Raw genomic sequence first — 16,852 nt, 5'->3', positions numbered from 1 at the left:
GCAATAATTGTCGATTACTGATTCATATCCCCCAGCCCATATCCGGAACATGAAGGCAAAAGACATTCTTCAACGTTATGCAACTCACGAAAGAAACTTTCAATCGATTCGCTTTAACCAAGTTTCCTTAAGTGGTGTCGATTTGAGTGGTGCTGACTTCAGTTATGCCAATCTCAGTTGCGCTGACTTAAATCATAGTATTCTAAAACGGGCTAAATTTATCTGGTGCGATTTAAATCAAGCAAACTTAAAAAGTAGTAACTTAGACCAAGCAAACTTACTCTATGCCAGCTTGCTGTGGGCAAATCTCAGTGAAGCCAGCTTAATCCAAGCCAACCTGAGTAATGCTCGCTTAAATCATGCTAATCTTCAGTCAGCTTGCTTCAACGCCGCCAATCTCACCAATAGTTGCTTAGACGTCGCTTGTTTAACCCACGCTGATTTAAGGGGAGCAGATTTATTCCAAGCGAATTTAAAAGGAGTTGATGGCACCGAGGCGATTTTTAATCAGGCGAAGCTGTGTCAAACCAACTGGGAAGAAGCCATTCTCACCAAGGCTTTATTGTGTCAAACTGACTTGGAAGGAGCGCAACTCCACAAAACGATTTTATGTGGTGCAGACTTAAGCGAAGCGGATTTAGTTGAAGCCGATTTAAGTGATGCTGACTTAACTGGGGCAATTTTGCGACAGGTTGCTTTAGAATTAGCTATCCTGGTGAATACAGATTTGAGCGATGTTGATTTGAGTCAAGCCTCTCTGTTTAAAGCAAACTTAGAAGGGGCTGTGCTTGACGGAACAGTGTTAGTGGATGCCGATTTACGTTATGCCAACTTAAAAGACACCCAACTCCAAGCCGTAAATTTATCCGGTTGTCGAGTTAAAGGAGCACTATTTACCAATGCGATCGGCTTAAGCCGAACCCAAAAGCAATGGCTAATTGAAAGAGGTGCATTGAATATTGAAATCAATGACTATTAAACCCAGCCTTATTCAACAAACCGAAAATTTTATTCACCAAAAAACTGGAAAAACGCTTAGTTTTATTCAAAAAATTGTCTTGCAAGAATCATTAAATGAAACCCCTAAAACCTATGTACAAATTGCTCGTGAAAATCACTATTCTGAAAAATATATCCGTCAACATGTTGCGCCAAATTTATGGAAATTAATATCAGAGGTTTTAGGAGAAAAAGTTAATCGAACGAATTGCCGTGCTGTCCTCGAACAAAAAATTACAAATGCCTCTATTCCTAAAAACCAGCATCTCGCTACGGGTTTAGAGACGTTACGTTCAGAATCTCCAGAAGGACAAGTTCCGCTCAACTCTCCTTTGTACATTGAACGGCATAACCTTGAGCAAACCTGTTATCAAGAAATTCTCAAGAAAGCCGCACTGATTCGGATCAAAGCCCCCTGTAAAATGGGCAAAACGTCTCTCCTAAGTCGGATTCTTGCTTACGGGAAAACCCAGAATTGGGCGACTGTGCGCTTAAGTTTAAACCAAGTTGAAACGAGCCGATTGGCGTCTACGAATCAATTCTTGCGCTGGTTGTGCGCGAATGTTACCCAGCAGTTAGGATTAGACTCTAAATTAAATGAGTATTGGGATGAAGATGTTGGCACATTAGTCAGTTGTACCCTTTATTTTCAAGAACATATTTTGAACAACCTTGATAGTCCGCTAATTTTTGGATTAGATGAGATTAATCAACTGTTTGAACATCAAAGCCTTTCCCGTGATTTTCTGGTTCTATTGCGTCACTGGCATGAAAAGGGAAAAGATTTAGCGATTTGGCAAAAGTTGCGAATTATCCTGGTTCATTCCACTGATATTTATATTCCGATACAAGCCAATCAATCTCCCTTTAATATCGGCGTGCCAATTGAGTTACCCCCGTTTAATCAGGGTGAAGTCGAAGAGTTAGCCCAACGCCATGGACTTAAACTAACGCCGTCTGAATTGCACCAGTTAATGCGGCTCACAGGCGGATATCCTTATCTGGTCAGACTAGCGTTTTATCATAGCTTACAGCATCATTTACCTTTGAAAGAACTGGTTGCAAATCCGGTTGTTTATCAAGCCATTTTTAAGCCGCACCTTGGCTATTTATCTAGAAAAATTAAACAAAATATTGATTTAAGGGAATCGTTTAAAAATATATTATTATCTCCGGCATTTTTAAACGAAGAGATTATGTTTGAGTTGAAAAGCCTGGGATTAATTACTTTAGATGTTAATCAAGTCAAGGTAAGCTGTCAATTATATCAGGATTATTTTACGAATTACTTTAACCTCTAACGAATAAGTAGGTGGGGACAATTAAAGTTAACGGCGGAGAGCGTCATTTGTCATTTGTCATTTGTCATACTCGCTGTCGCGAGAAGCAAGCTACGTTATTCGTCATTTGCTTACCCATCTTCCCCATCTCCCAGACGTGCCATGGCACGTCTCTACATTGCTCCCCCTGCTCCCTGCTCCCTCACAACACTTATTCAGCAGCCCCTATCTACTTATCTCCGTTTTGTATTACCTTATCCTGATTAATTTTGTACCATAAAACTCGATATAAATCTAACGGTTGCGCTTTTCCCTTTACTCGCATTGGCGGCATTTTTTCTACAGTAATAGTTCGGTCATTGAGTTTATCTAACGTACTTTGAGCGATTAAAATTTCATTGGGTTTGGCTAAATTACAAATCCGACTGGTCACATTCGTGGTATCACCAATTGTGGCATATTGAATCAGTTTCGCTGAACCGATATTTCCCGCCGCCACTTTCCCCGTATTTAAGCCGATGTGAATTTGAATCGGTCGTCTTTTGCGTTTAATCCATACTTGATTTAAACGACGAACTGCCCATTGCATATCAATCGCGGCTCTTACCGCTAAATCGACATCATTGGGTTTGCGATAGGGAGCGCCCCAAACCGCCAGCAATGCATCACCAATATATTTTTCCAAGGTTCCTTCATAGGGGAAAACAATCTCCTCAACCATCACCTGAAAATACTCATTCAGCATTTCAATAATTTGCCGAGGTTCCATTTGGGAGGACATTTTGGTAAAGTTACTAATATCTGCAAACAGCGCCGTAACTTCCGTATCGACGATTTCTAAATTGCCTTCCTCCCGCAGCTTCCGACTCACCGTTCGCGGAAAGAACCGTTCTAATTTATCCCGCATCACCGCCTCCGCCTCCATCTGGGTATAAAGGCGAGAATTCTCGATCGCGATCGCGGCTTGGTTTGCCAGACAGGTTAAGAACTCCAAGTCTTCATCAGAATAGAGATCCGTCATCGATAAATTATCCACATATAAAACCCCGATAACCGTATCTCGCGGTTTGAGCGGAACACACATCGCGGCGTGAATCCCTTGTTTGAGAATCGAGACGGAATCGTTAAACAAAGTGTCAATTCGGGCATCATCCGTTAAGATGCCATTGCCTTGCTTGCGAACAAAATTAGCAATCCGTTTGCTGTAAAACTGAGTATTATCTTGATAATCCGATTGCAGTTTTACCGCTTTCTGTTCCAATTTCCCGGTCTGTTCATCAACCATCAAAATCGCTGCCCGATCCACCTGCATGATCTCAAACAACAGATCCAAAATTTTTTGCATCAGTCGGTCAGATTCTTCGGGGGAGGAAAGCTGTTTGCTCACCTCTAGCAAAATTTGCAATTTATTAACCGATCGCTGATGAGCATCTTGGTTGCGGAGTTTTAGAACTGAACGTTCTGCTTGATCAGGTTGCAGTAACTCTCGCATCGTGATTCGCGTCTTCTCAGGCGCAACCTGTCGGAGAATCGAAAGATTCGAGGTATCCTCATTGAGGGATTTTTGTGGAGGCGGGGGAAGAGTTTTCACAAATTTGAAAAACACACTCCCAAAGCGAATTAAATCCCCATGCTTGATTTGACATTCCTCAATTTGACACTCGTTAACAAACGTGCCATTGAGACTTTGCAGATCCGTCAGTGTGGCATCATCTGAGTCTGAGCAAATAACAATTTGGGCATGGTGACGAGAGAGATACCCATGAAGTACGACAATTGTGTTATCGTCTTCACGCCCGATGGTATTAATCCCCGACTCCAAGGTATAAACTTTTTGATTAGGAGTATCGGGATCGTAAATTAAGTAAGACACGCCCCATCCTCACCCTTAATGATCATTTCATTCAAGATAGCGAATGCTGGGGAGTTACTCCCAGTCGCTTGTGGTCAATCTCCCGCCTGAGGCTTCCGATACACTAGAAAAGGTTGGCAATCGGGACTTTATCCACCACTCTAGACAAATCAGCATGGCGCGATCGCTCACATACACTCAAGCACCCTGGCTAGAAACCTATACTGAGATTATTGATGTTCGCAGCCCCAGTGAGTTTGCTGAGGATCATCTGCCTCAAGCGATTAATCTACCCGTCCTCGATGATGAACAACGGGCGAAAGTGGGAACGCTTTACAAGCAAGTCTCCCCCTTCCAAGCCCGGAAACTGGGTGCCACCCTGGTTGCTGGTAACGTTGCTCAACATCTGGAGTCTCACTTTGCCGCTAAAGACAAAGACTACCATCCCCTGGTGTACTGCTGGCGCGGCGGTCAACGTTCTTATAGTCTGGCTGGCGTCTTAAATGAAATTGGCTGGCGAGTGACTGTTCTAGAAGGTGGCTATAAAACCTACCGCACTTATGTGCGCCAGCAACTCGAAACGTTACCGCCCCAGTTTACATTTCAGGTGTTATCCGGTTTCACGGGTAGCGGGAAAACCTATATTTTACACCAGTTAGCGCAACGCGGCGTCCAAGTCCTTGATTTAGAAGGTTTGGCAAATCATCGCGGTTCCCTACTGGGTCAACAGTGGCAAGATCAACCAACCCCTCAACCGTCGCAAAAACAGTTTGAATCCTTACTCCTGTTGGCATTACAACGCTTTGACCCCAGTCAGCCGATTTGGGTGGAAGCCGAAAGCAATAAAATTGGACAGCGTTATTTGCCCCCCTCCCTTTGGCAACAAATGAAGCAGGCGAACTGTATAGAATTTCAACTCCCCCAAGCGGTAAGAATCGAACGGCTGCTGCACGAGTATCCCCACTTCATCAGCCATCCCGACGTATTGAAACGCAAGCTAGTCTATTTGAAATCGCGCTACGGTGGGCAAAAAATTCAGCACTGGTATCATTTAATCGACACAAAACAATGGCATACATTAGTCGGAGAATTGCTGAGTCACCACTATGATCCAGCCTACCGTCGTTCCATTGGGCATCTGTACCAATCTGCTTCACGCATCTTAGAAAGTGATGAGGTATCGGATACTACCGTAGAAGCGTTGCTTGAGTCGGTTAAACCTGAATGTCAATAATGGCTCCCATCCTGGTAGTGCGAGCATCTTGCTCGCTATTAATACCCAATTTAAGTGCATGACAGCTTAAGATTAAAAACAACCAGAACCCCATTGTACTGTGGGATAGTGATGTATTAACCATTCCAGACCTGCTACCCGGTTGGGAAGTCCCCATCTCTGAATTATGGTCGCCTGTATTTGAATAAGCTGGATATGATTACCCTGCAACTCCGACAACTCGACGTACCTCCTGGTCAACGGTTGCTCATTCGTAACCTCGATTGGCAACAATTCGAGCGCATCTTAGTCGAACTCGGTGAAACCCGTTCCTCCCGCATTGCCTATAGCCACAGCATCTTAGAAATCCGAATGCCTACCCCAGAACACGAAGTTGATAAAGAACTCATTGGTGATCTGGTTAAAATTCTCTTGGATGAACTAGAAATAGACTGCGAGTGCTTCGGATCAACTACATTTAAACAAGAAACTATGGATAGTGGTATCGAACCCGACCAGTGTTTTTATATCCAGAATCAGGCGCAAATGCGGGGAAAACGACGCATTGACTTAACCATTGATCCACCCCCTGATCTCGCCATTGAAGTAGATGTTACTTCAAAAACCCAAATCGATGCTTATACCGCCCTTGGAGTTGCTGAACTTTGGCGCTACGAAAAGAATCAACTTAATATTTACACACTGCAAGCCGGACAGTATCAGCGCGTGGAGATTAGTCCCACATTTCCCACATTACCCATACTGAACTTGGTGACACAGGTGCTTGAGCAAAGTATCGCCATTGGCAGAAGTGCGGCTTTACGCGCCTTTCGTCAGCAAATTAAAGCCTTTAAATCATCAATGTAGGGGCGCAAGGCTTTACCCGATTTAACCGTCAAATCTGAATTTGATAGATTAGTTTTACGTCCAGAAACTGTAAAGGCACTTCTGCCTTGCTTCAATCACGGCAGATTTTGTTGACAGAGTTGAAAAATATAGCGCAGCCGTCCGAGTAAAAGTTCCATGTCTCCCGTTGAGTACAGGGGCGTTTCATAGCCAATTCCATTAATATCTAGTTTGTAGAATCTCCAGCCTTCGCCATTGGTAACGATTCCCAGACTATCTAGGGTATAATTCTTCTGTTGGTTATTCCATTGACAGGCTTGCATCTCGACCAAGCATTGAGCTAGTCCTTGCTCAAAGTCATCTTTTTTGGCTTCAATAATACACAGACTTGGCATATCCAGAAATCGCTTACGTTCAGCAATCAGGTAATCCACATATCCCGCTAACTGATCACTTTCCAGTTGCGCTCCTTTCCAGATTTTGAGACGCTCACAGGGGTTAATCGCTTCATCACAGATGGCATCAATTAAAAGCTTTTTAGACTCTTCATAGCTTTCCAGATCAAAGTTGCGGTTGAGTCGGGTAAGGTGTTCTTGGAAAAAGGCACTGAGTTGAACAGGTTCTGTTTGCAGAGTCCAAGGGAGCAAATCGGTAAGTCCTAGTAACTGAAATGCCTCGCTTTTATTGAAGCTAGAAAATTTTCGCTTCTTGGATTTTGGGGTTTTCCCGCTGCGACGTTTTTCACTTAGCATTTTGGTTATATTAACGCTGCAAAATTAAGGCATCCACTCCAGTATAATCCCGACTCGACTATCTTTTTCTTCTGTTGAGTTTTGCTTCTGAATATCGGTGGATAAGCGTAAGTCTGGGGTAACCGCATACCCAACCGACAAGGTGGTTAAACCGACTTCATCCTCACTCCCTGGGGAGACAAAACTCTGGGTTAAGGAAATATCAGCCGCACCTGTGCGAGATAAAACCAACTGTAATTTTACACCGAGATTTACACCATCTGTGGTATAGTCATTCGACGCCAGATAGCGATAACCCACCAGGGGAGCGACATTCACATAATTTCCCAAAGGACGCAGATAATACCGCAAGTCTACACCAAACGCTTCGCGATCGCCATTAAAGGAGGTGTGATAATCCCCACTGACGGTGAAACCGCTACGATTGATCAATATATCGTCCACGCCGATAGTCAATCCCCCCGCTTGTTCGGTTGAGGGAAACTGGGAATAGCCGAACCGGAAGCGGGTGCGAAAACTGGGGTCATGGCGAATTTCCTCTAAAACATTGGGTACGTCTTGCAACCAGCGTTGTAATACGGGACTATTCTCAATAATCTCTGGATTTAACTCCAATTCCTGGGCGGCTGAGTTTGATGGGGGTTCAGATTGAGCCGTCAGGTTTATTTCTGGAATTGGGGTTGGGATTGCGTCTAATGTTTGGCAATACGAGTTAGCCCAACTGGGTACAATAACCCCGACTAAACCTAAGCCAAATTGCCAACATTTTCTCGAAAAATAGTTAACTGGGACTAGGGAATAGGAACTCGGAAAGATACTGTTGGTGAATTCTGGTTGGCTCATATCAAAGGAGTGGGGGCGGAGTTATTGGGGTGTAGGGGCGGGTTTTACTGATAAGGTTTTGGAGACAACCCTTAGCGTAACTAAACCCGCCCTTCTTTGGTATTAATACAATAATTTTGTTTTGGTATTAATACAATAATTTTGTTTTGGTTCCCCTTCTCCCTTGATGGGAGAAGGGGTTAGGGGATGCGGGTGAAACGGTACATAGCCTAACGGCTTACTATCATTAGTGTTCACCTGAAGTTGACACGGATGAAGGCTTGCGCCCCCCATAAGTATCTCTTAGAGGTTTGTCATAAGATGCGAGCGTTTATAGCGCTAAAGCGCTTACTACAAACTTACGACAAACCTCAAAACCGTTCCACATCCTTGAACTGGGCTGACTTTTGAGCATTTGCCGCTTCCCCACAGGTGCGAGGGGTGGGAAATACTTTTCCGGGATTCGCCAAGCCTTTGGGATTAAACACCTGATTAATCCATTTCATTGTCTCCAAATCCGCTTCACTAAACATATCGGGCATAAAGCAGTTCTTATCTGCACCAATCCCATGTTCCCCAGAAATACTTCCACCAGCATTTACACAAAGTCGCAGAATTTCTCCGCCTAATTCTTCTACCTGCTCAAATGCACCGGGAATTGATTCATCGTACAGAATCAAAGGATGTAAATTACCATCTCCAGCATGAAAGACATTGGCAATCCGATAGCCATACTTCTCACTTAACGCTTCAACTTCTTTAAGTACCTGCGCTAACTGTGTCCGAGGAATCACCCCATCTTGGACAAAATAATCCGGACTCAGATGTCCCGCCGCCGCAAATGCGGCTTTGCGTCCTTTCCATAGTTTTAACCGCGTTTCGGGGTCACTGGCGGTAGTAATCGTTCGCGCCCCATTCTGTTGACAGAGTTTAGCCACGCGCTTTTTGTTGGTGCTTACTTCTACCTCTAACCCATCCAATTCTACTAACAAAATGGCGCCCGCATCTCTGGGATAACACCCTGTCGCCACCACATCTTCTACCGCATTAATGCTGAGATTATCCATCATTTCCATTCCCGCTGGAATAATCCCTGCGCCAATAATATCGGCAACGGCGGCACCGGCAGCTTCTATACTGGTAAAATCAGCAAGAACTACACAGATGGATTCTGGGGTTTTGAGAATTCGCAGGGTAATTTCTGTGGCAATTCCTAATGTGCCTTCGGAACCCACAAATAACCCGGTTAAATCATATCCCGGCATTTCCGGAACGGTGCCACCGACATCGACAATTGACCCATCGGGAACTACCAGTTTTAAGCCTAAAACATGGTTTGTGGTTACGCCATATTTGAGACAATGAACCCCACCAGAGTTTTCAGCCACATTACCGCCAATGGAACATATAATCTGACTGGAGGGGTCTGGGGCATAATAGAATCCTGCACCACTTACGGCTTGAGTCACCCAGTTGTTGATGACTCCAGGTTGAACCACAATCCGTTGATTGTCGTAGTCAATATCCAGGACGCGCTTCATCAAGGCGGTGACAATTAAGACACAATCTTCTACAGGTAAAGCACCACCCGATAAGCCTGTGCCTGCACCTCGCGCCACCCAAGGGATAGTATAGCGATCGCACAGTTTTACAGCAGCCGCCACTTGTTCAGTGGTGCGGGGGAGTACCACCAAGGCGGGGCGTTGGCGATAACTGGGTAATCCGTCACATTCGTAGGTGAGTAATTCCTCCTTGCGGCGAACCACACCCTTTTTACCAATAGCTGCTTCAAATTCCTTGATAATGGGTTTCCAGTTCCGTTTGGACTTGGCTTGGGTCAACATAGGTAAAGTTTCTGAGTACCGCTAAGGAAAAGTGAACGTCAAAGGTTATACAGGGGCGAGGTTTGCCGTTCAGTTGACCTGCAACCGATCACCCATCAACACAACCCGCCCTTTATCCTTAATCAAAACAGGGTTGATCAAATACTATTCTCAGGGAATTCAGGCTTTTGTTTCAACCATGCATAGTTTGCCTTATTAGTCAACCCTTGTTTTAACTCCTAACGAGTCTCGCTTTACGCCGTTTGAGTCTCCAGTAACGATAATATATTCAAGCTTTCGGCGTCTTGACATTCCTCCTCATGTTCAGCTTGGATATTGCATCGTTCCGCACTGTAAACATAAACACCACCCGTTTCAATTTTATAGACCCAAGCATGAATATTAATCAAACCCCGATAGAGTTTGGCATGAATCGAGGGGTAAGTCTTCAAATTTTCAACCGATACTTGTCATCGTCAAGTACATCGGCTGTATTGGGTTGTTCGAGGTGTTCCAGTAACGTTTTAGTTCCTGCCACGATCGCATCACTCAAAAGATGTGACTAAAGCAAGCTGCTTGCACTACACTCAAGTAAATGGATTGAAAAGTAAAATACCACAATCTTCAAAATCACGAATGTTTCGCGTTACCAGAGTAAGTTGATGGACTTGAGCAGTAGCAGCGATGAGCATATCGGCTTGAGAGCGAGGTTTTCCTTGGGTTCGCAGTTGACCCCGCAATTCGCCACAACATTGGGCTATCTCAGCCGTAATTGGCATAATTTGGCAATAGGTGTTCAAGAATTGATTGAACCAGTTTTGTATTCTAACATTGGGTTTTGAGGTTAAACCGTAAGTAATTTCTTCTATAGTAATCACACTCAAGACGATTGAGGAAACCTCATTACTCCATTCTAACACTCCTGGATTAGGTTGGGGACGTGCTAGTTCGCTAATAATATTGGTGTCACAGAGAAATGTCACGGAAATTATCGATAAAGGGATTAAGACGATCCGTGCGAGGCGGAATTTCAAGGGTATAGTTTTCTTCTGTACAAAGCTGACGCAATTGGGCAAAAGCATCGGCTAACGAATGTTGACGATGCTGTTGCTGCCAAGCGAGGAATTCCTGAAACGTTTTGGCTTCAATAACAGCAGCTACAAGTTGATCTTGGTTGTAAATTAGTTGCGGTTCGATACGAGTGGCACTAATTAATTCAGGGAATTTATGCTGGGCTTGTTCAATTTTCCAGTTCATTGAGTTTTCTTTTCGTGACCTATCGTCAGTTGGTGGGTATTGCTAATTTAACATCTGAGAGCTATTTGGGGAGTATGTCAGCAATACTCATTCTACACTATCTGCCAATATCTGCGATCGCGATCCGGTGTAGGGTGAACCAAGTCTATTGATCATTGAGCGCAAGTTAATTATTGGGCGCACGTCGGTGCGCCCCTACGAGTGCAATTATTAAGGTTGGGTTAAAGGGAGAGAGTGCGATCGCATATCCGATCAGTTGGGTTTCGTTCCTGGTAAGGTTGGCTTATTTGCCAAAGTCTTTAGCCACTAAATAATAGCCAACATACTGATACACCTCATTTTTGACCAGAGTCAGCAGCGCGAGGTTTGGAGGAGGCTGATTTAATAGTAATACTCCTGGATTAGATTGGGGACGTGCTAGTTCCCTGATAATATTGGTGTCACAGAGAAATGTATGGGATGTGTTTTGGGAGTATTGTCAGGAATATCTGCGATACAAGGTCAGGATTCAGGTCTGTTAGAGAAAGATGGTTAGATAGTACAAGAAAAAGAGCGATCGCGTCTCACTCTCTACATCAAATGTTACTTGCTGCAACAGTTGGTAACTCACCAATCTTTTCGTGGCGGACTATGAGTTAACCCCCCTTAATCCCCACTTATAAAGGGGATAAACTAAAGCTGTGCGAGTGCCTTGTTCCCTCCCCTTGCTTAGGGGAGGGTTAGGAAGGGGTCAGATCAAGGTATCGCTTTCTTTTTGAAGCTCAAGTTGACGCCAATGATGTCGGTGCTACTCTACAATTGGGAAAGAGATTTTACGGTTAAATCGGGCGCAAGCCTAGATCCCCTACAGTTTCTGGAAGGTTAATTCCTTAAATTTGGTATGCCACGTCAGTCGGGTGGGCAAAAGTTATCACCCCCCTAGGGATAGGATTATCACACCTATGAACCCAGTGCGATCGCGCTTAACTCACCTGTCCTAACAGGGCGACGATGTGGAAATAATTTCAGCGATCGCGTTTATCTCCTCATCGTGGGTATTGATTGATTTAACCCCCACTACTGAATGATACAGACACATCCCCATTTGGGATGGAGGCTTGGCTATCGGGTGGATTGAGTTGTTTTTCCTCTTCCTATAAACTCAGGTTATCAAATTATCCAGGTTTGATTGGATAGTTATTACATTACAGAACTTAATACCTAAAAAATCTGTGAGAAAAATTCTCAATTAGCAACGAGTTTACGTCGGTTCAGCGATTTGGTAGAATTGAACATCTGGGGAAGTCTGTGCAATTTTAGGTGATTATCTGGCTAAGTCCGCGCTAAGCCTTGATTTAGCGTAGTCGGTGGGGAGTGGGAATCAAAAACTGTTCAACCGCATGCCTCGGTTCGATGTATGTAGATTTGTAAAAAACAAAACTTTTTTTTGACAAAAATCACGTTTAATGATTGATTCAATCCCGTACTATTGTTTAAGTGTGGTAGAGTCTCCTCGTAGGGGCGCACCGACGTGCGCCCTCACCGACGTGCGCCCTCACCGACGTGCGCCCTCACCGACGTGCGCCCTCACCGACGTGCGCCCCGAAACCCCACTGAAAACCTATGAAATCAGGGGCTAAAGCCCCTACTACGAACCCACTCTAGTCCACCATTTTAGCTGTACTACGCTAGTAATAAGTGATGCAAGCGTTTATGGCGAAGACAGCGCAACTACAAACCTACCTTAAGTTCAGTGATATATTGTCTCGAAATTCCTGTACATGTTGCCACACTTTATCCACTATATCTGGACTCTCTGTGTCAAACCATTCAATGTCTGGATACGCCCGAAACCACGTTCGCTGGCGCTTGGCAAATTGTCGTGTATGCACTACGGTTAAGGCTTTTGCCTCGGATAGCGATATTTCACCTGCCAAATAGTGTTTCATTTCCCGATATCCTAAGGTATCTAAAAGCGGCAAATCCCAGCCATATTTATCTACCAATGTTTTTACTTCTTCTATTAATCCGGCTGTCACCATCATTTCGGTGCGCTGGGTAATACGGCGGGTGAGGGTGTCAGCGTCTTGACATTGCAAACCAATTTGAAGAATGGGATAAGGCGGCGGATTTTCCCCTTGCTGCTCGGATATAGGGCATCCAGTGATATAAAATACTTCTAATGCCCGTAATGTTCTGACTTGATCATGGGGATGAATTTTTTCAGCCGCCATGGGATCGACTTGTTGCAAGAAATTATAGCATTGAGATTGACCTAGAGATGAGAGCTGCGATCGCAAGTCTTGATTGGGTGCAACTCTAGGAATCTTTAATCCCCGAACGATGGCTTTAATATACAAACCCGTACCCCCCACCAATAATAGGGGTGAAGGGAGAGACGTAATCAATTCCTGGGCTTGTTCCTGATAATCAGCTAAGGTTAAGGTTTCGGTGGGAGCGCAGATATCAATCAAGTAATGGGGGACTATCTGTTGTTCGGCTACTGAAGGTTTAGCCGTACCAATATCAAACTCTCGATAAACTTGACGGGAATCCGCGCTTAATATTACGGTATTGAATCGCTGCGCTAATTCTAACGCCAGCCCTGACTTCCCTGTCGCAGTCGCCCCACAAATTACAATCAGTTGGGGATGGGATTGAGTATTGTTTGATATCGAGTTATGTTGATCTGAATAATCCGTCATCAGTCATAAATTTAGGAATCATGCACAACCTCTATCCGTAGGGTGCGTTAGCAAAGCGTAACGCACCATTTTTATATACCCAGACTCTTATTGCTTCACTTTTTCCAACGACTGGGTGAGATGATTTTCGCCGTCTTGTCATCTAAATAAAATTCATAAACCGATTCTCCTGATATTTCACACCTCAATGGCTCAAGGACTTTTGTGAACGGATTCCACACCGCTGTTACTATCCGTTTGGCTTTCTTCCTAACCAATTCACAGGCAATATGGACTGTGGGCAAATGAATCACCATGGCACTGTGTAAAAAAGCGTCCACGGAGAGGGTATAACGTTCCTTGATATCCGCCAGTTTCCGCTCTAATTCCCGTTGCGTGGCTGCAATCCGGGCTAACTCCTTCTCTTTTTGTTCATCGTTCAAATCTTTATGCTCAATTTTAGCAGCAATCTCAGTCGCGATCGTACCGTAATACCCATGAAGCCGTTCGGAATCTCTGATTAGTGTGCGAGTTAACTTAGCGCTCCACTTCTCTAGTTCTGCTTTAATTAATTGAGCGGCTGTCTGTTCAATTAAACTGGACAACTCCGTAAAGGACATCATGGTTAATTCTTCTGAATCGTCAATATCAATTCGGTCAGCTTCCCAAAATAAAGCATCGCCAATGTCTACAGGTGTTACTCCCGTTAATTCATTAATAATAAAGGAAACCATCCCGATTCGTCTCTCATTCGCTTCGGCTGTATAGGCGACATTACACCAAATATAACGAGTGGTTTTGGGTTTAGCTTCTAGAAATCGAATTAAGCCATTTTGAGGCACAAGATGTAGCTGTAGGAGCTTTTCAAATCCTGTAGTTTTGAGATAGCCATCATATTTTACGCCTACGGCTGTCACACATCCTCTATCCGCTAGCAGTTCAGAAAATTTATGCAGGAGTGCTGAGTGATAAGTGACAAAGTAGCTGTCTGGAATATCGGCTCTCGTGGCTAAGGTAACGTCTTCGGGTAAGTCGAGAGCCTTGGCAATGGATTGAGTTAGGAGTACATTTAATGTTTGTTCATCTTCAGGTTCGGCAATTCCTTCGTGTAAGGTGATCAGTTGAGCTAGGGTAGATAGAATTGGATTGGATACCATTGTTAGATTAGCAAGACTGGAGGGGAGGAGTTTAGTTTACTATGGATTGGCTGTTTTTTGGGAGTTGGATGTTATGTTTTTTTAACGCAGAGGGACGCAGAGGGGGTTAATGGTTTTGGGGAATAAGCATAAATAATATTATGTATGGTTTTGACTCTCGACTGTTATTCTGTTTATTGGTGTTATCTATCTTTGGTATTTTGCCTGAAAGCCTTTTGCCTTTTGCTTTCTACAGTTACGCTTCAAACTCTTCACCAAAAATTTGTTCGTCGAGTTCGCTGATTTGCCGATATTTGTCTTTGGCTTGGATTAAGTTAGTGGCGAGGTCGTTAAAAGCTGTGTCTAATTCAGGTTTTGCCTGGTGTTTTAACCAAATGTCGATTACGGCGTCGCTGAAGTCAAAGTCTTCGTCAACATTACCTAAAATGGTTTCGATTTCGCCGACGACGAGTTCAAACATATTGATTTTATCGTGTAGAATGCGGAGAATATATTCTTCAATACTACCCTGGAGACAAAAGTTGAAGATGAATACATCTTGGTGCTGTCCGATGCGGTGAATTCTGCCAATTCGTTGTTCAATTTTCATGGGGTTCCAGGGTAAGTCGTAGTTGACAATTGCGTTGGCAAATTGGATGTTTCGCCCTTCTCCTCCTGTCTCAGAGGCAAGTAATACGGGAACGCGATCGCGAAAGGCTTCAATTGCTGCGTCTTTCTCTTTTAAAGACATACTTCCCAGAAATTGGGCAAAGGGAATATCGGCTTTTTCTAGGGTTTTGGCTAAGTAGGCAGATGTGGCTCGATGGGTGGTAAATACGATGGTTTTTTGAGTCGATTTTTTGAGTAAGTCTACTAAGGCGAGGGCTTTCTCGACTTTTTTAATTTGGGCGGCGCGTCGGGTTAAGCTAGTCAGTTGTTCACTGGGGAATTTTTTAGCCAGACTTTTCAGGGAATCGGCTAAGGCTTGGGGTGATGAACCTGCCCGCATTAACAGATTAGTCCGGGAAAATTTGTCTAATTTTTTGGTTTTGTCAGAATCGGATTCAATGAGTTCAAAATCCCGGACATAGTTGGTTAAATCCTGATACAGTTTATCTTCTCCTTGGGACGGTGTGACAGTAATCGTGGTAGCGAAACGTTTGGGTAATTGCACATCGACTAAGGAACGGGTATTGCGTACCATTACCTCCCGCATTAATTGGCGCAGCTTTTCCGGATTTTTGGGGATTCGTCCATTTTTTGAGGAGACGTATTCTTTTTTAAAGGCGGCTTCCGTCTTTAAGAGTCCAGGTTTGAGTAGGGTTAACAGGTTGAATAATTCAACTAAAGAGTTCTGGACAGGGGTAGCGGTGAGCATTAAAATAAACCGTTTGTTTAAGGCGTTGACGAGTTTCCAGTTTAAGGTGCTGCGATTCTTCAGATGGTGGGCTTCATCAACGATGACTAAATCCCAGTTGCGGGCGGTAACTAACTGGAAATGTTTGGCTGATTTCGCTGTATTTAGGGAGGCAATAATTCGGGTGTTGGTACGCCAAAATTCCTGATGGTTGAGTTGGAGTTGTTTATCGTCGCTGCTAACGGTATCGATGTTAAATTTGGTTTGTAATTCCTGTTGCCATTGAGAGACCAGGGAGGCGGGGGTAAGAATTAATAGAGATTGAATCATCCCTCGTGCTAGGTATTCACTCAAGATCAGTCCAGCTTCAATGGTTTTACCCAATCCAACTTCATCCGCTAAAAGGGCGCGTCCCCCCAATTGTCTGAGAACTTTGCGGGCGGTTTCAATTTGATACCAATGTTTATCGATCGCGGTTAGAGTGGGAAGGCAGACAAGTTGGTCGTAATCTGCCATTATAGATAAGTTAAATAGCTTTTTTCGGGCTTCGTAGTAGTCAATTTTATCGGTCTGCCCCTCAGCGAGTGCTTGTAAGGCGCTAGAGTGATTGAATTGGAAACGGTATAAGTTATCCATATTGTTATTGGTCATTGGTCATTGGTCATTGGTAAATTCTCTCCCCCATCTCCCCCATCTCCCCCATCTCCCCCCCTGACAGGTGTAGGTTTTTTATTTTATGGTTGGGACAAGACAAGGAGGGCAAGGGGGACAAGAGGACAAGGGAGGAAAACCGTACAGAATCTTGTTCGGTCAAGCTAACTTCTAAAAGCCGAAACGCCCTATTTTTCGTTC

Annotated in this window: 15 protein-coding genes; 5 read left to right on the top strand and 10 right to left on the bottom strand. The window is 44.1% G+C overall.

Translation table 11 applies throughout. The features are described 5' to 3' along the window. The first annotated feature begins 49 nt into the window (after window positions 1–49). A complete protein-coding gene (locus RIE73_RS18655; protein ID WP_446402602.1) occupies window positions 50–979 on the top strand; it encodes a pentapeptide repeat-containing protein in 930 nt (309 codons plus the stop codon). Further along, on the top strand, window positions 969–2,300 hold the full coding sequence (locus RIE73_RS18650; protein WP_446402601.1) for an AAA-like domain-containing protein: 1,332 nt from the start codon (window positions 969–971) through the stop codon (window positions 2,298–2,300). The genes RIE73_RS18655 and RIE73_RS18650 overlap by 11 nt, the downstream gene beginning before the upstream one ends. 208 nt (window positions 2,301–2,508) lie before the next feature. On the opposite strand, the gene RIE73_RS18645 is transcribed toward RIE73_RS18650, so the two are convergent. Continuing rightward, entirely contained in the window at window positions 2,509–4,152 is a 1,644-nt protein-coding gene (locus RIE73_RS18645) for an adenylate/guanylate cyclase domain-containing protein (protein WP_446402600.1), read from the bottom strand. Between the two features lie 154 nt (window positions 4,153–4,306). On the opposite strand from RIE73_RS18645, the gene mnmH reads away from it, so the two are divergent. Continuing rightward, window positions 4,307–5,365 (top strand): tRNA 2-selenouridine(34) synthase MnmH, encoded by a 1,059-nt coding sequence (gene mnmH, locus RIE73_RS18640; RefSeq protein WP_446402614.1) that lies wholly within the window; start codon window positions 4,307–4,309, stop codon window positions 5,363–5,365. A 195-nt stretch (window positions 5,366–5,560) separates the two neighbouring features. Next, complete coding sequence (locus tag RIE73_RS18635; RefSeq protein WP_446402599.1) at window positions 5,561–6,211, top strand: Uma2 family endonuclease; 651 nt, start codon at window positions 5,561–5,563, stop codon at window positions 6,209–6,211. A gap of 95 nt (window positions 6,212–6,306) precedes the next feature. On the opposite strand, the gene RIE73_RS18630 is transcribed toward RIE73_RS18635, so the two are convergent. The 6 genes from RIE73_RS18630 to RIE73_RS18605 form a co-directional block, all read right to left on the bottom strand. Continuing rightward, window positions 6,307–6,942 carry a hypothetical protein gene (locus RIE73_RS18630; protein ID WP_446402598.1) on the bottom strand — a complete coding sequence of 212 codons (636 nt, stop codon included), beginning with the start codon at window positions 6,940–6,942 and terminating at the stop codon, window positions 6,307–6,309. 24 nt (window positions 6,943–6,966) lie between these two features. Continuing rightward, window positions 6,967–7,785, bottom strand: a complete 819-nt coding sequence (locus RIE73_RS18625; RefSeq protein WP_446402597.1) for a hypothetical protein — start codon at window positions 7,783–7,785, stop codon at window positions 6,967–6,969. 350 nt (window positions 7,786–8,135) lie between these two features. After that, window positions 8,136–9,608 (bottom strand): glycolate oxidase subunit GlcD, encoded by a 1,473-nt coding sequence (glcD, locus tag RIE73_RS18620; RefSeq protein WP_446402596.1) that lies wholly within the window; start codon window positions 9,606–9,608, stop codon window positions 8,136–8,138. 233 nt (window positions 9,609–9,841) lie between these two features. After that, entirely contained in the window at window positions 9,842–10,039 is a 198-nt protein-coding gene (locus RIE73_RS18615; RefSeq protein ID WP_446402595.1) for a hypothetical protein, read from the bottom strand. Between the two features lie 135 nt (window positions 10,040–10,174). After that, window positions 10,175–10,570 (bottom strand): PIN domain-containing protein, encoded by a 396-nt coding sequence (locus RIE73_RS18610; protein ID WP_446402594.1) that lies wholly within the window; start codon window positions 10,568–10,570, stop codon window positions 10,175–10,177. Beyond that, window positions 10,554–10,844 (bottom strand): prevent-host-death protein, encoded by a 291-nt coding sequence (locus RIE73_RS18605; RefSeq protein ID WP_446402593.1) that lies wholly within the window; start codon window positions 10,842–10,844, stop codon window positions 10,554–10,556. Before RIE73_RS18605 ends, RIE73_RS18610 begins: the two co-directional genes overlap by 17 nt. A gap of 1,445 nt (window positions 10,845–12,289) precedes the next feature. Here RIE73_RS18605 and RIE73_RS18600 point away from each other — a divergent pair. After that, entirely contained in the window at window positions 12,290–12,463 is a 174-nt protein-coding gene (locus RIE73_RS18600; RefSeq protein WP_446402592.1) for a hypothetical protein, read from the top strand. Window positions 12,464–12,562: 99 nt separating this feature from the next. Here RIE73_RS18600 and miaA read toward each other — a convergent pair whose 3' ends face one another. From miaA to RIE73_RS18585, 3 genes are all read right to left on the bottom strand, one after another. Then, a complete protein-coding gene (gene miaA, locus RIE73_RS18595; RefSeq protein ID WP_446402591.1) occupies window positions 12,563–13,528 on the bottom strand; it encodes a tRNA (adenosine(37)-N6)-dimethylallyltransferase MiaA in 966 nt (321 codons plus the stop codon). A 95-nt stretch (window positions 13,529–13,623) separates the two neighbouring features. After that, entirely contained in the window at window positions 13,624–14,664 is a 1,041-nt protein-coding gene (locus RIE73_RS18590) for a hypothetical protein (RefSeq protein WP_446402590.1), read from the bottom strand. A 235-nt stretch (window positions 14,665–14,899) separates the two neighbouring features. After that, complete coding sequence (locus RIE73_RS18585) at window positions 14,900–16,651, bottom strand: DEAD/DEAH box helicase (RefSeq protein ID WP_446402589.1); 1,752 nt, start codon at window positions 16,649–16,651, stop codon at window positions 14,900–14,902. Window positions 16,652–16,852: the final 201 nt, after the last annotated feature.

It is taken from the genome of Coleofasciculus sp. C1-SOL-03 (genome assembly GCF_040220555.1).
Classification (GTDB): Bacteria; Cyanobacteriota; Cyanobacteriia; order Cyanobacteriales; family Coleofasciculaceae; genus Coleofasciculus.
Note: the sequence above shows the minus strand (reverse complement) of the source record. Positions and strands in the feature narration are given on the sequence as shown.

What these genes read in the sequence shown, in the direction of transcription:
- RIE73_RS18655 (WP_446402602.1), top strand. Translation starts at nt 50, where the DNA reads ATGAAGGCAAAAGACATTCTTCAACGTTATGCAACTCACGAAAGAAAC.
- RIE73_RS18650 (WP_446402601.1), top strand. Translation starts at nt 969, where the DNA reads ATGACTATTAAACCCAGCCTTATTCAACAAACCGAAAATTTTATTCAC.
- mnmH (WP_446402614.1), top strand. Translation starts at nt 4,307, where the DNA reads ATGGCGCGATCGCTCACATACACTCAAGCACCCTGGCTAGAAACCTAT.
- RIE73_RS18635 (WP_446402599.1), top strand. Translation starts at nt 5,561, where the DNA reads ATGATTACCCTGCAACTCCGACAACTCGACGTACCTCCTGGTCAACGG.
- RIE73_RS18630 (WP_446402598.1), bottom strand. Translation starts at nt 6,942, where the DNA reads ATGCTAAGTGAAAAACGTCGCAGCGGGAAAACCCCAAAATCCAAGAAG.
- RIE73_RS18625 (WP_446402597.1), bottom strand. Translation starts at nt 7,785, where the DNA reads ATGAGCCAACCAGAATTCACCAACAGTATCTTTCCGAGTTCCTATTCC.
- glcD (WP_446402596.1), bottom strand. Translation starts at nt 9,608, where the DNA reads ATGTTGACCCAAGCCAAGTCCAAACGGAACTGGAAACCCATTATCAAG.
- RIE73_RS18605 (WP_446402593.1), bottom strand. Translation starts at nt 10,844, where the DNA reads ATGAACTGGAAAATTGAACAAGCCCAGCATAAATTCCCTGAATTAATT.
- RIE73_RS18600 (WP_446402592.1), top strand. Translation starts at nt 12,290, where the DNA reads ATGATTGATTCAATCCCGTACTATTGTTTAAGTGTGGTAGAGTCTCCT.
- miaA (WP_446402591.1), bottom strand. Translation starts at nt 13,528, where the DNA reads ATGACGGATTATTCAGATCAACATAACTCGATATCAAACAATACTCAA.
- RIE73_RS18590 (WP_446402590.1), bottom strand. Translation starts at nt 14,664, where the DNA reads ATGGTATCCAATCCAATTCTATCTACCCTAGCTCAACTGATCACCTTA.
- RIE73_RS18585 (WP_446402589.1), bottom strand. Translation starts at nt 16,651, where the DNA reads ATGACCAATAACAATATGGATAACTTATACCGTTTCCAATTCAATCAC.